This window comes from Streptomyces sp. NPDC048521 (assembly GCF_043199855.1).
GTDB lineage: Bacteria > Actinomycetota > Actinomycetes > Streptomycetales > Streptomycetaceae > Streptomyces.
The window spans coordinates 1-12,895 of the sequence record NZ_JBICWR010000004.1 but is presented as its reverse complement, the minus strand read 5'-3'; the positions used below and the strand labels follow the sequence as shown (position 1 = coordinate 12,895).

Genomic DNA, 12,895 nt, shown 5'->3' with positions numbered 1-12,895 from the left:
CGTTCCACTCTCCACCGAATGATCACGCAGACGTTATCGAAGAGAGACTCATCACCGCAGCTCAGGGGGTGGGTTCACGCTCGGTTCATACCTTCGTGGGGAGTGCTTTTGCGCCATCTTCGGTGACCCGGGTGGCCCCGAAGTAGTCGGGGGTGTCGACCGGGTCGAACCGGATCACGGCATTCGACCGCGGTGCGTCGATCATGTACCCGCCGCCGACGTAGATACCCACGTGGCGGATGGCCCGGGAGTCGGTGAGGTCGTCGGAGAAGAACACCAGGTCACCGGGCAGCAGTTGGTCCCTGGAGGGGTGCGGACCCGCGTTGTACTGGTCGTTGGCGACCCGCGGCAGGGTGATGCCGACCTTCTCGTACGCGGCCTTGGTCAGACCCGAGCAGTCGAAGCGTCCGCCCTGGTCGGCGGTGCCGTTGCCGCCCCACAGATAGGGCGTGCCGAGCTTGCTCTGCGCGAAGGCGATGGCGCCGGCGGCCTGCCGGGTGGGGTCGATCCGGGTGACCGGAGCGGCGAAGCTCTCCTCCAGGCTGCGGATCCGCTTGACGTAGTTCTGCGTCTCGCTGATGGCCGGCACCCCGCCCGCCCTGATGACGCGGTAGGCGCCCGCGTTGTAGGCGGCGAGCATGTTGTCGGAGGTGTTCCCGGGCACGTCCTTCACGTACTTCGCGAGTTCGCAGTCGTAGGAGGCGGCCGACGGGATCGCGTCATTCGGGTCCCAGATGTCGCGCTTGCCGTCGCCGTTGCCGTCGATGCCGTGCGTCGCCCAGGTGCTCGGGATGAACTGCGCGATGCCGCGGGCGTCGGCCGGGCTGACGACGGTCGGGTTCCAGCCGCTCTCCTGGTACAGCTGGGCGGCGAGCAGCGCCGGGTTGAGCGCCGGGCACAGGTTGCCCCACTGCTGCACGAGTTGCTTGTAGGCGGCCGGCACGGCTCCCTTGGCGAGCCCGCGGCTGCCCGAGGTCACTCCGTTGACGAGATTGCCGGCGACGACGTACACCCCGACGACGAGCAGCATGACGAAGCCCATGCCGAGCCCGACGGCCGCCCCACCGATCACCCATACCTTCCGCACGGTTCAACTTTCCCCCATGCGGGCGCCGTTCAAGGCCATTTGTGCGCGAAGTGGCGTCATTTCGCAGGTCTGGGGGTGAGGGTGACGCTGCCTCAGCGACCGGTCGTCGCGTCCTGGTACAGCTCCGCCGCCTCGCTCCCCAGCACCACGCTGTAGGAGACGTCGGCGGTGGAGCCGCCCTGTTCGTGGCCGCCGAGGATGCCGACGACCTGGCTGTCGCCGTTGATCCAGGGGCTGCCGCTGGTGCCGCCGGTGAAGTCGGGGCAGTCGATGCGCTGCTGTGTGCGGCTGTGCCGGGTCGGCTTGTTCGTGCAGCTGATGGGCACCTCGCGGGAGTCCGGGTAGCCGGTGACGGTCACGCCGGTGGCGCCGGTGGCCACCCCGGTCGCGAACCGGTTGGCCCCGACCACGTCCTCGATGTGCCTGCCGTGCGGATCGGCGACGGCGGCGAAGGCGAGGTCGCTGTCCTCGTCCCGGTCCTTGGCCCACCCCTCGGGCAGGAAGCGCTTCGTCACCTTCCACACCCCGTAGGGCGCCTCCCCGTCCCGGTAACCCGGCGCGAACACCAGGGCGCCGGTGCCGGCCACGCAGTGCGCGGCGGTGACGATGAGATCCCCCTGCGGGCTGTGCACCACCGAGGCGGTGCAGAAGTGGCCCCCGGCCGGCCGATCCGCCCGGTCCGCGCCGAAGAGCGCGCCGACCCGCGCGCTGTGCCGGGTGGCGGCGGCATCCACGGTGACCCCGAAGGGCCCCGGCCCGTCGTCGGCCGCGGCCACGGACGCCGAGGTCAGGGCGAGCAGCACCACAGCGCCGAGCAACGCGGGACGCGAGGTGACCGAGATGCGTGAGATGCGTGAGATGCGCTTCATCAGGCCCCACTCTGTCCCACGGAGGTGAGAAACCCGCTCCGACTTCACTGAGATTTTCCTGTGAACCCCCGGTGCCCCGCCACCGCAGCCCCGAAAACCCGTGGTTCGCGTGCGCCGGTCGGCCCAGGGGACGGCCGTCACCGTGCCGACGCCGCGAGCCCCCACCTCACGCCCGTCAGCTCCTCCGACAGCGTCCACAGGCGCCGGGCCGCCTCCGGGTCGCTCGCCGCCGCGTTGCGGCCGACCAGGGTGGGGGCGCCGCGCATCTCGCCGAGACCGTCGGGGCCGACGTACGACGCGCCGGGGAGGTCCTGGCCGGCCGCGTAGAGGGTGGGCAGGGCGCCCGCCTTGTCGTCCTGGGCCAGGAAACGGTTGCCGAGTCGCAGGGCGGCGCGGGCGACGGGGTTCGCGATGCGGCTCTGGAGGTTCGTGGCCGCCCAGCCGGGGTGGGCCGCGAGGGCGCGGACGGGGGAGCCGGACCCGGTCAGGCGGCGCTGGAGTTCGAGGGTGAACAGGAGGTTCGCCAGCTTGGACTGGGAGTAGGCGCGCTGCGGGGTGTAGATGCCGGTGAGGTTCGGGTTCTCGAAGTGGATCACCCGGTCGCCCATCCGGTGGGCACCGGAGGAGACCGTCACCACCCGGTCCGTGACATACGGCAGCAGCAGGTTGGTCAGGACGAAGTGACCGAGGTGGTTCGTGCCGAACTGCATCTCGAAGCCGTCCTCGGTCCGCTGTTCCGGGACCATCATCACGCCCGCGTTGTTGATCAGCAGGTCCAGCGGACGGTCCCAGGAGGCGGCGAACGCGCGGACGGAGGTCAGGTCGGCGAGGTCGAGCCGGCGCACCTCCGTGCTGCCGGTCACGCGCGCGGCGGCGGCCCGCCCGCGCTCGAGGTCCCGTACGGCGAACACCACGTGCGCGCCCGCGCCGGCCAGCGCGTCGGCGGCGGCGAATCCGATGCCGCTGTTGGCCCCGGTGACAACGGCCGTACGGCCGGAGAGGTCGGGGAGACGGGTCGCGTTCCATGAGCGCGCGCTGGGCGCGGCGGTCTTGTCAGCCATGCCTTCAAAGTAGGCATCGACAACAATGCTGTCAATGACAACAATGGTGACAGCGCCTACAAAGCTGACGCCGACTACATGCCGATACGATGGTCCACATGCCCGAGACCCGCCGCTACCACCACGGAGACCTGCGCGCCGCCCTCCTGACGGCCGCCGAGCGGACCCTGCGCGAGCGAGGCGCCGGCGCGCTCTCCCTGCGCGAGCTGGCCCGTGAGATCGGCGTGAGCCATGCCGCCCCCGGCCGGCACTTCAAGGACAAGCAGGCCCTGCTCGACGCCCTGGCCCTCGCCGGGTACGAGCGGCTGGCCGCGGCCCTGGAGTCCGCGGACGACCCCGGGCAGCCCCTGGAGCCGCGCCTGGCCGGGCTGGCGAAGGCCTACGTCGGGTTCGCCGTCGAGAACGCCACGCTCCTGGAACTGATGTTCACCCGCAAGCACGACCCCGACGCCTCGGCGCAGCTCGCCGAGGTCGTCGACCGATCCGTCGGCTCCATCATGCGGCTGGTCGCGGACGCCCAGGCACGGGGCGAGATCGTCGCGGGCGACCCGGAGCGCATCACCCTCGTCGCCGCCTCGAGCCTGCACGGGCTCGCCGCCTTCGCCGCCAACGGCTCGATCCCGCCGGAGCAGGTCCTGACCGGCCTCGACGAGCACGTACACCACCTGCTGACCGGCCTCACGCCCCGCTGACGCGGACGTCAGGACGCGCGGCACCACCCGACCGAGCTCGCCGGCACCCCGCGCGGCAGCAGTTGATACCCGGCCAAGTTTCCCCGCACCACGGCCGGCACCTCCGCCCCCGACGACATGACGAGCGGCAACAACGGCACCCGCTCCACCAACCGCCTGCGCACCGCCCGGCCCGCCACGACGACCCGACCGGCCGGGGGCACCCTCTCGAACATCACGCCCTGCGCCACCCGAGCCTGACGAAGCCTCACGTCACAGGCCCGGCGACACCCGCCTCCGCGCCCCTGCCCCGTCCCGCGTTCCACCGCCCGTGAGAACATCGACTCGACGCCTCACCCGACCAGCCGTCAGAAACCGCGCGAGTCATAGAGGGGGTCAACGACAGAACCACACGACAGGTTCCGGTCTGACCTCGTTGCCCGGCGTGACCTGCCGTGATACACAGAGTGACCGTACGCGCTATTCGTACGAAACCCGCCAGTCAATGACGTCAAGTCGACATACGTTGGCGACGTTGTCGGCGACAATGAGGCCTGACCTCTGCACACCGCAGGGGCGCTCGCGGAACTACCCACCAGGGGCGGTGACTTACATGCTCTTTGCGGCCGACAAGGGAGACATCAACACCATCATCGGCGGGATCGCTCCGGACTGGGGCCCCTTCGGCAGCCTGGGCAACGAGGCCAAGGTGATGATCGAGGTGGTCATGGCCGTGGCGATCCTCCTCTGCCTCGGCATCGCGGTATGGGGCGCGGCCAAGCAGCGGATCGGCGCGACGGCCCTCCGGGACACCTTCAGCGCGGAACAGGGCAAGGGGCTCATCATCGCCGGCCTCACCGGCGTGTTCATCATCGGCTCCCTAGGCACACTGTTCACCATCGTGTACGGCATGGCGGTCTGACACCCTTTCCGCCCCCTGCCCTCCCGGGCACACCCGGCTGTCCCCTCCACCCCACCCACCCGTCGTGCCCACCGGCTGAGGTTGCGTTTCCCTGATGTCGAGTCACCACACCGCGCCCGCGCGGGAACCAGCACGGCTACCGTCGTATCTCTACGAGGTGGAGGGGGCGTACGCGGCATGAGTCCCGGAGACGAGCAGGGCTACACCGACTACGGCGACACGGGCCAGACCCGCACCCGCCTGCCCGAGGGCGACCCCTACGGCGGCGCCCCACGCCGGGGCACCCGCCGCTCCTCCTCCCGCAGCCTGGTGACTGTCGTCGGCGTCGTAGTCCTCCTCATCGCGGCAATCGCCTTCGCGAACCGGGGAGACGATTCATCTGCCGACGGCTCGACGGCAAAGGGCTCCAAGCCGCAGACGTCATCAACGGCACCGTCGGGCACCCGTCCGGTGGAGACGAAGTCCTCCGGCGTGCCGACGGGATTCGCCCGCACCGCGCAGGGAGCACAGTCGGCTGCCTCGAACTACGCCGTGGCGTTGGGTTCGACGAGCATGTTCAAGAAGGACAGCCGCCACACCCTCTTGGAACTGCTCTACACCTCCGAGGCGGCGGCCCGTCTCCAGGGCCCGATGGACCAGGCCTACTCTGCCGAGTTCCTCGCCAAGATGGGCCTCGATACAGCGGGCAACCCACCGAACGGCAGCACGTTCGTGTCCCGGGTGGTCCCGGCCGGCACGACCGTGCAGCAGTACACGGACAACAGTGCCAAGGTCGCGGTCTGGTACGTAGGGCTCATCGGAATGGCCGGCGACACCTCGACCGACCCTGTCACCTCGTCCTGGAAGACTTGGACGTTCGACCTGCAGTGGTCCGACGGCGACTGGAAGATCGCCTCCGACACGCAGAAGGACGGCCCTGCACCGGTACCCGGTGACGACAAGGCCGCCACCTCCGCCGAGATCAGCAAGGCCACCGAAGAGTACGGAGGGTTCACGTATGCCCGGTAGCCCGCAACGTACGCTCAAGCTGGCCGGAGTCGTGGCAGCCGTACAGACCACAACCGTGCTGCTGGCCACACGCGCCTTCGCCGCACCCACGCCCACGCCCACGCCCACGCCCACGCCCACACCCACGGGCAGCCCGTCTCCCTCGCCGTCGAAAAAGTACAACTGCGACGTCATCTCCGGCGAGGCCAAAAAGTACTGCGAACGCGGGAACACCTCCAGCGGATCCGGTGGTGTCACCACGCCGGACACCTCCACCCTCGACCCGCTGTCCTCGCTCGCCAAAGGCTGTGCAGAGGCCGCTGCATGGACGGTGGAAAAGCTCAGTGACGCCGTGAAGGAGACCGCCACCGTCGACTTCACCAATCAGGCCTTCCTGAAGCAGTACGCCGTCGTGTTCGCCGCGTCGACGATCCTGACCCTCCTGCTGTGGCTGCTGGCCGTGGCCAAGCGAGCCGTACGCGGCGTGCCCCTCACCACCGCCATCTCCGAAGCCATCGGCTTCCTGTGGCTCACCGTGCTGGCCTCCGCCTTCACCCCCCTGATCCTCTACACGGTCGTATCGGCGACGGACGGCGTCACGGACGTCCTCGCGAAAGCCACCGGCGACCAGACCGACACCTTCTTCGGCACCTTCTCCGGCGCCCTCGGCAAGGGCACCGACATCGGCGGCGGACCGATCATGCTGATCGTCGTCTCCCTGGTCAGCATCCTCGCCGCCGGCATCCTCTGGCTGGAGCTGGTCATCCGCGCCGCCCTGCTCTACGTCGGCGCCCTCCTCGGCACCGTCGTCTACGCCGGACTGGTCGACAAGAACCTGTGGGGCCACGTCCGCCGCTGGGCCGGGATCATGATCGCCGTGATCCTGGTCAAGCCCGTGATCGTCATCGTGCTCGGACTCGCCGGGGCCCTGTCCGGTGACAGCGGCCCCGACGCCTTCTCCGCCGTCGTCTCCGGCCTCGCCATCATCCTGCTCGCCATCTTCGCCAGCGCGATGATCTACCGCTTCGTCCCCGGCTTCGGCGACGAGATCGCCGGCTCCCGCAACAACCGCATCATGCAGGGCGCCGAGGGCAAGGCCGCCGCCGTCATCAGCTCCCCCGCCACCCTGGTCGCCCAGGGCATCAAGACCCACAGCACCCGCGCCGACAACAACGGAGGCGGAGGCCAGAGCAGCAGTACGCCCCGCCCGGCCAACCCCGCCACCGGCGGGGTCGCCGCCCACAGCAGCCGTACCCCGACCGGGGGTGGCGGAGCCGTCCCCTCCGCCACGCCCGCGCCCCGCGCGGCCAGCCCGGTCAACACCCCGCACGCCAGCAACACCCGCAACAACCGCTCGGGAGGTGAAGGGCGTTGACGACCGAGTCCCACCTGTCCCATCCGGTCACGCCCCGCCGTACGTATCTCATCGGCCGCGCCCGGCCGAACGCGATCATCGGCCGCAACCGCGAGTCCGGCGAGATCGTGCTGATCATCGCCGGCGCGTTCCTCGGCATGATGTGCGGCCTCCTCGTCCCCGTCCTGTCCCTGCGCATCGTGCTGCTGATGGGCTTCCCGCTGCTCGCGCTCGCCGCGGTCTACGTGCCGTACAAGCGCCGCACCTTCTACCGGTGGTTCGAGATCAACCGCAGCTACAAGCGCACCGTCAAGCGCGGAGCCGTCTACCGGTCGAACGTCATGGAGGCCGGGACACGGCTCGACGGCCGGGAGGTGGAGATCGGGCCGCCCCCGGGCATCGGACGCATCACCTGGCTCGCCGCTCCCTTCGGCCCGGACGAGATCGCCGTACTGCTGCACGCCGACCGCAAGACGGTCACGGCCGCCATCGAGATCGAAGGCCCCGGCGTCGGCCTGCGCGACTCCGAGGACCAGGAGGCCCTGGTCGACCGCTTCGGCACGCTGCTCAAGCACGTGGCCAACGGGGACGGCTTCGTCACCCGGCTGCAGATGCTCGCCCGCACGCTGCCCGCCGACCCCGACGCGCACGCCAAGGACGTCGTCCTGCGCGGCGACGAACGCTCCCCCGACTGGCTGCGGCGGTCGTACGAGCAGTTGCAGTCCATGGTGTCCACCAGCAGCGAGCAGCACCGCGCCTATCTCGTCGCCTGCATGCACTACAACCGCGAACTGGCCGCCGAGGCCCACGCCATGGCTCGGGCCGTCCGCGCACAGGGCGGCAAGGTCGACCGGGACGCCGGGCTCGCCATCGTCATGGCCCGCGAGCTGACCGACATCTGCTCGCGGCTCCAGGAGGCCGACATCCGCGTACGGCAGCCGCTCGGTCAGGGGCGGCTGGCCTCGCTGATCCACTCCATGTACGACCCGGACCACCCCATCGACCACATCCAGGCGATGACCAAGCGCAACGCCTGGCCGGCCGAGCTGGACGCCATGGAGCCCACCTACCTCCAGGCCAAGACCCGGGAGTCCAGCACCCGCGCCCCCTGGTGCCACGCGACGGCGTGGGTGAAGGAGTGGCCCATGACCCCCGTCGGCGTCAACTTCCTCGCCCCGCTCCTCGTCCACACCCCGGACGTCATCCGAACGGTCGCCGTGACGATGGATCTCGAGCCCACCGAGGTAGCCATCGAACGCATGCTGACCGAGAAGACCAACGACGAGGCCGAGGCCTCCCGCGCCGCCAAGATGAACCGCACGGTGGACCCCCGGGACATCGCCGCCCACAACCGCCTCGACCAGAGGGGCGAAGACCTCGCCAGCGGCGCGGCAGGCGTCAACCTCGTCGGCTACATCACCGTCTCCTCCCGCTCCCCGGAGGCCCTCGCCCGCGACAAGCGCACGATAAGGGCCTCCGCCGGCAAGTCGTACCTCAAGCTGGAGTGGTGCGACCGAGAGCACCACCGCGCCTTCGTGAACACACTTCCGTTCGCCACCGGCATCCGAAGGTAGGGGCTGATTCGCCGATGCGGGATCCGCTGTCCGTCCTCACCGAGGCCTTCACCTCCTTCCTCTTCGGGAAGGTCGAGACGACCCGGCTGCCGGTGCGCACCTCCACGGGCCAGGCCCAGGCGGTCTACCTGCCCACCGCCGCGCCCGGCCTCGGTGACTCCGGCGTCATCATCGGCCGCGAGGTGTACTCCGGAAAGGGCTACATCTACGACCCCTTCCAGCTCTACGGCCAGCAGCTCCCGGCCCCCCACTGGCTCGTCCTCGGCGAGTCCGGCAACGGCAAGTCGGCGTTGGAGAAGACGTACGTCCTGCGCCAGCTGCGGTTCAAGGACCGCCAGGTCGTCGTCCTGGACGCCCAGGGCGAGGACGGTGTCGGCGAGTGGAACCTGATCGCGCAGGAGCTGGGGATAACTCCCATCCGGCTCGACCCGACGGCGGCCCTGAACCACGGCATCCGCCTCAATCCGCTGGATCCCGCCATCACGACCACCGGTCAGCTCGCACTGCTCCGGACCATCATCGAGGTCGCGATGGGCCACGGCCTCGACGAACGCGCCGGCTTCGCCCTCAAGGTCGCCCACTCCTACGTCAACGAGACCATCGTCGACCGCCAGCCGGTCCTGTCCGACATCGTCGAGCAGCTACGGCACCCCGAGCCGGAGTCGGCCGAGGCGATGAACGTCGCCATAGACGACGTACGGGCCTGGGGGCTCGACGTCGCCCTGGTGCTGGACCGCCTGGTCGACGGTGACCTGCGCGGCATGTTCGACGGCCCGACCACGGTCGGCATCGACCTGGACGCGCCGCTGATCGTCTTCGACCTCTCCCACATCGACCGCAACTCCATCGCCATGCCCATCCTCATGGCGATCGTCGGCGTGTGGCTGGAGCACACCTGGATCCGCCCCGACCGCAAGAAGCGCATCTTCCTGGTCGAGGAAGCCTGGCACATCATCAACAGCCCCTTCGTCGCCCAGCTGTTCCAGCGGCTGCTGAAGTTCGGCCGCCGACTGGGTCTGTCCTTCGTCGCGGTCGTCCACCACCTGTCCGACGTGGTCGACGGAGCCGCGGCGAAGGAGGCGGCGGCCATCCTGAAGATGGCGTCGACCAGGACGATCTACGCCCAGAAGGCGGACGAGGCGCGGGCCACGGGCCGGGTCCTGGGCCTGCCCAGGTGGGCCGTGGAGATCATCCCGACCTTGACGCCCGGCATCGCCGTCTGGGACGTCAACGGCAACGTCCAGGTGGTCAAACACCTGATCACGGAGACGGAACGGCCCCTGGTCTTCACCGACCGCGCGATGACCGAGTCCTCCGCCGACCTCAGGGCCGACGACGCCCTGCGCGCCGCCGAACTGGAGGCCGAGCAGCGGGCGGCGGCCTTCGTGGAGCAGCACCTGGGCGACTCCGAATCGACGGTGGCGTAGGGGGACAGGGTGAGACCGGACGCTCGCGATCGCCGTGACGACCGGCGGGAGGGCCAGGGCGGCATCCCCGACGGCCTCCTGATCGGCCTCCTCGCGTTCCTCCTCGGCATGACACTGCTCGTGTGGACGGCCACGGGCCTTTCCGCGCTCTTCACCCAGGGCGCCTGGCCCGACGGCGTCACGTTCACCCGCACCCCCCTGGCCATGCGCCACCTCATCGGCCGACCGCACGACATCACCGGCGCCTGGCCGGACACCCCCGCGGCCCAGCTTTCCGGCTGGGGGCTGTTCTGGGGCCTGTTCATCGGCCAGCTGATGATCCTCTTCGTCCTCACCATGTTCGTGATGGGAGCGGTGGCCCGCTGGCGAGCGGGAAAGGCCGGACGACGGGCGGAGAAGGCGCAGGCGGAGACAGCGGCAGCTCCGGCTCCGGCTCCGGCTCCGGCTCCGGCTCCGGCTCCGGCTCCGGAACAGCGGTACGAGGTACCCGTGCCGCGCGCGGAGGCGGCCCCGCAGCCGACCGAGACCCCGCGCCCTCCGGGGCCGGTCGAGACGCTGGGTCCGCCCCAGCCGACGCAGCCCATTCAGCAGCCTGCCGCCCGGGACGCGCTGGGCACGCTCGCGGCCAACGGTGAGGGGGCGGGTGCGTGGGAGACACAGCGCGCCGAAGGCGCGGTGCTCTACGGACCGCCCGCGGTCCGCCACTCAACCGCAGCCCAGACCATCCAGGACGCCCAGGGCCCCACCCTGGTCCTCACCTCGAACCCGGCCCTCTGGCAGGACACGAAGGACGCCAGAGCCAAACTCGGTCCGACCCTGCTCTACGACCCCACCCACCTCTGCGACACCCCCGCCCGCCTCCACTGGTCCCCCATCGCCGGCTGCGAGGACAAACAGACGGCCCTGCACAGGGCCACCGCCCTCCTGAGCCCGGTCCAGCCCACCGCCAAGATCGACCAAGCGGTGGCCGACACGGCGACAACCCTCCTGCGGAGCTACCTTCACGCCGCCGCGCTGGAAACCCGCACCGTCCGCCACGTCCACCGCTGGTCCCAGGGCACCCAGGTCCAGGACGCCGTACGCACCCTGCGCACCCACCCCAAGGCCGCCCCCGGAGCCGCCGGCGAACTCGAGGCCGCCCTCACCGCGCACCCCGAACGCCGGGACATGGCCCACGAGTTGACCAGCCGAGCCCTGTCCGCCCTCTCCACGGTCAACATCCGCGAGGCCTGCACTCCCAACCGAACTGATGCGCTCGCCTTGGATTCCTTCGTCCACGAAGGGGGCACACTTTATGTGGTCGGTGAATCCATCGAGGACCCAAGGAGCAACCCCGGCGCGATGCCGCTCCTGACGGCCCTCGTCTCCAGCGTGGTCGAGCGCGGCCGGGCCATGGCCGAACGGTCATCCTCCGGTCGGCTCGACCCACCACTCACCCTGGTCCTGGACGACATCGCGGCCGTGGCCCCCATCCCGGAGCTGCCGGACCTGCTCGCCACGGGGCCCGGCCAGGGCCTGCCGGCCCTCGCCCTGCTCCGCTCCCGCGAACAGGCCCGCGCCCGCTGGCCACACCGGGAACTCCCGGTCTAGGACCGCCGCTCCAGAACGAACTCCAGCTCGTTCTCCGCCGCGTCCTTCGAGAACGCCACCACGAACCCGCTCGGGCCGAACCCGACCTTGCGGTACGCCCCCTGCGCCCGCGCGTTGTCGGCGTGCACCAACAGCCGCACCCGCTCGACGCCTTGCTGCCACGCCCACTCCACACCGGCGTCGAACAGCGCCTTGATCAGTCCGGTCCCACGATGCTCGGGCCGAACGAACACACCGACCACATGCCCTTGCCGACGCTCGATCGGATACCCGGCCCAGTCCTCCGTCCCGGCCTCCTCGACGAGTACGGTGACGGTACCGGCCCAGGTGCCGTCCGGCGCCTCGGCGATGAACTGCCGCGCCGTGTGCGAGCCCTCGCCGGATCGGGTCGCCCGTTCCTGCCAGAACGCGTCCGGCTCGGCCACCGCCTCCTCGTACGTCTCCAGGAAGGCGATCGGCGCCACCGGGTCGCGCAGCGCGTCGAGGCGCAGCTGCTTCACCGAGGTCCACTCGTCGGGTCGTATCGCACGGATGACGTAGTCGTCGCTGGTCGGGGTACTCATGGAGCCACGGTAGCCGTGCCCGCCGGAGCACTCATCCGATATTCGGGGCGGGTTGTCAGTGCCGGGTCCTACTGTGGGCGCATGACCACGCTTCCCGATCGACCGAACACCGCGCTGCTCATCATCGACGTCCAGAACGGCGTCGTGGCGGGCTCGCACAACCTCGACGGCGTCCTCGCGAACATCAACATCCTGATCGACAAGGCCCGCGCCGCGGACGTGCCGGTCGTCTGGATCCAGCACTCCGACGAGGAGCTGACGTACGGCAGCGAGAAATGGGAGTACGTCCCAGAGCTGAAGCGCCGCGACGCTGAACCGGTCGTCCACAAAAGCTATGCGGACTCCTTCGAGGACACCGTCCTGGAGGGCGTGCTGGCCGAGCGGAAGGTGGGCCGGCTGGTCGTCACCGGCGCCCAGACCGATGTGTGCGTCCGCTCGACGCTGCACGGCGCGATCGTCCGCGGCTACGACGCGACGCTGGTCTCCGACGCCCACACCACGGAGGACCTGACCGCGTACGGCGCTCCCGCCCCGGAGCAGGTGATCGCCCACACCAACCTCTACTGGCGATGGCACAACGCACCCGGCCGCCAGGGCGGAACCATGGAGACAGCTGACGTCGCATTCTGACCCCGAACGCACCCAGAACGCAGAAAACCCCCGCATCTTTCGATGCGGGGGTTTCCCCAAAAATTGTTCGGCGGTGTCCTACTCTCCCACAGGGTCCCCCCTGCAGTACCATCGGCGCTGTGAGGCTTAGCTTCCGGGTTCGGAATGTAACCGGGCGTTT

13 protein-coding genes and 1 rRNA gene are annotated in these 12,895 nt (G+C 70.0%); 9 read left to right on the top strand and 5 right to left on the bottom strand.

The annotated features are described in order from the left end of the window. Positions 1-85 precede the first annotated feature (85 nt). The 3 genes from ACGFRF_RS10885 to ACGFRF_RS10875 form a co-directional block, all read right to left on the bottom strand. On the bottom strand, positions 86-1,087 hold the full coding sequence (locus ACGFRF_RS10885; RefSeq protein WP_393738372.1) for an NlpC/P60 family protein: 1,002 nt from the start codon (positions 1,085-1,087) through the stop codon (positions 86-88). Positions 1,088-1,179: 92 nt separating this feature from the next. Then, entirely contained in the window at positions 1,180-1,956 is a 777-nt protein-coding gene (locus ACGFRF_RS10880) for a trypsin-like serine peptidase (protein ID WP_393738370.1), read from the bottom strand. 137 nt (positions 1,957-2,093) lie between these two features. Next, positions 2,094-3,017 carry an oxidoreductase gene (locus ACGFRF_RS10875; RefSeq protein WP_393738368.1) on the bottom strand — a complete coding sequence of 308 codons (924 nt, stop codon included), beginning with the start codon at positions 3,015-3,017 and terminating at the stop codon, positions 2,094-2,096. Between the two features lie 89 nt (positions 3,018-3,106). Between ACGFRF_RS10875 and ACGFRF_RS10870 the strand changes: the two genes are divergently transcribed. The 8 genes from ACGFRF_RS10870 to ACGFRF_RS10835 all read left to right on the top strand — a co-directional run bounded on the left by ACGFRF_RS10870 (position 3,107) and on the right by ACGFRF_RS10835 (position 11,542). Next, entirely contained in the window at positions 3,107-3,709 is a 603-nt protein-coding gene (locus ACGFRF_RS10870) for a TetR/AcrR family transcriptional regulator (RefSeq protein ID WP_393738366.1), read from the top strand. 117 nt (positions 3,710-3,826) lie between these two features. Beyond that, positions 3,827-3,949: a hypothetical protein gene (locus ACGFRF_RS10865; RefSeq protein ID WP_393738364.1), complete on the top strand. Its 123-nt coding sequence runs from the start codon at positions 3,827-3,829 to the stop codon at positions 3,947-3,949. A 352-nt stretch (positions 3,950-4,301) separates the two neighbouring features. Further along, the gene (locus tag ACGFRF_RS10860; protein ID WP_014673544.1) at positions 4,302-4,610 is read left to right on the top strand and encodes a hypothetical protein; all 309 of its coding nucleotides are present in this window, start codon (positions 4,302-4,304) and stop codon (positions 4,608-4,610) included. 177 nt (positions 4,611-4,787) lie between these two features. Beyond that, positions 4,788-5,618: a hypothetical protein gene (locus tag ACGFRF_RS10855; protein WP_393738363.1), complete on the top strand. Its 831-nt coding sequence runs from the start codon at positions 4,788-4,790 to the stop codon at positions 5,616-5,618. Next, positions 5,608-6,972 (top strand): hypothetical protein, encoded by a 1,365-nt coding sequence (locus ACGFRF_RS10850; protein ID WP_393738361.1) that lies wholly within the window; start codon positions 5,608-5,610, stop codon positions 6,970-6,972. The genes ACGFRF_RS10855 and ACGFRF_RS10850 overlap by 11 nt, the downstream gene beginning before the upstream one ends. Then, entirely contained in the window at positions 6,969-8,525 is a 1,557-nt protein-coding gene (locus ACGFRF_RS10845; RefSeq protein WP_393738359.1) for an SCO6880 family protein, read from the top strand. The genes ACGFRF_RS10850 and ACGFRF_RS10845 overlap by 4 nt, the downstream gene beginning before the upstream one ends. Positions 8,526-8,539: 14 nt before the next feature. Continuing rightward, positions 8,540-9,952 (top strand): ATP-binding protein, encoded by a 1,413-nt coding sequence (locus tag ACGFRF_RS10840; protein ID WP_393738357.1) that lies wholly within the window; start codon positions 8,540-8,542, stop codon positions 9,950-9,952. Positions 9,953-9,961: 9 nt separating this feature from the next. Beyond that, a complete protein-coding gene (locus ACGFRF_RS10835; RefSeq protein WP_393738355.1) occupies positions 9,962-11,542 on the top strand; it encodes a type VI secretion protein in 1,581 nt (526 codons plus the stop codon). On the opposite strand, the gene ACGFRF_RS10830 is transcribed toward ACGFRF_RS10835, so the two are convergent. Then, on the bottom strand, positions 11,539-12,105 hold the full coding sequence (locus ACGFRF_RS10830) for a GNAT family N-acetyltransferase (RefSeq protein WP_393738353.1): 567 nt from the start codon (positions 12,103-12,105) through the stop codon (positions 11,539-11,541). The two genes, ACGFRF_RS10835 and ACGFRF_RS10830, sit on opposite strands and share 4 nt — an antisense overlap. A gap of 81 nt (positions 12,106-12,186) precedes the next feature. On the opposite strand from ACGFRF_RS10830, the gene ACGFRF_RS10825 reads away from it, so the two are divergent. Further along, complete coding sequence (locus ACGFRF_RS10825) at positions 12,187-12,735, top strand: cysteine hydrolase family protein (RefSeq protein WP_393738351.1); 549 nt, start codon at positions 12,187-12,189, stop codon at positions 12,733-12,735. A 65-nt stretch (positions 12,736-12,800) separates the two neighbouring features. Here the strand turns inward: ACGFRF_RS10825 and rrf are convergent. After that, positions 12,801-12,895 (bottom strand): 5S ribosomal RNA (rrf, locus tag ACGFRF_RS10820); the annotation flags it as partial.

What these genes read in the sequence shown, in the direction of transcription:
- ACGFRF_RS10880 (WP_393738370.1), bottom strand. Translation starts at nt 1,956, where the DNA reads ATGAAGCGCATCTCACGCATCTCACGCATCTCGGTCACCTCGCGTCCC.
- ACGFRF_RS10875 (WP_393738368.1), bottom strand. Translation starts at nt 3,017, where the DNA reads ATGGCTGACAAGACCGCCGCGCCCAGCGCGCGCTCATGGAACGCGACC.
- ACGFRF_RS10870 (WP_393738366.1), top strand. Translation starts at nt 3,107, where the DNA reads ATGGTCCACATGCCCGAGACCCGCCGCTACCACCACGGAGACCTGCGC.
- ACGFRF_RS10865 (WP_393738364.1), top strand. Translation starts at nt 3,827, where the DNA reads ATGACGAGCGGCAACAACGGCACCCGCTCCACCAACCGCCTGCGCACC.
- ACGFRF_RS10860 (WP_014673544.1), top strand. Translation starts at nt 4,302, where the DNA reads ATGCTCTTTGCGGCCGACAAGGGAGACATCAACACCATCATCGGCGGG.
- ACGFRF_RS10855 (WP_393738363.1), top strand. Translation starts at nt 4,788, where the DNA reads ATGAGTCCCGGAGACGAGCAGGGCTACACCGACTACGGCGACACGGGC.
- ACGFRF_RS10850 (WP_393738361.1), top strand. Translation starts at nt 5,608, where the DNA reads ATGCCCGGTAGCCCGCAACGTACGCTCAAGCTGGCCGGAGTCGTGGCA.
- ACGFRF_RS10840 (WP_393738357.1), top strand. Translation starts at nt 8,540, where the DNA reads ATGCGGGATCCGCTGTCCGTCCTCACCGAGGCCTTCACCTCCTTCCTC.
- ACGFRF_RS10830 (WP_393738353.1), bottom strand. Translation starts at nt 12,105, where the DNA reads ATGAGTACCCCGACCAGCGACGACTACGTCATCCGTGCGATACGACCC.
- ACGFRF_RS10825 (WP_393738351.1), top strand. Translation starts at nt 12,187, where the DNA reads ATGACCACGCTTCCCGATCGACCGAACACCGCGCTGCTCATCATCGAC.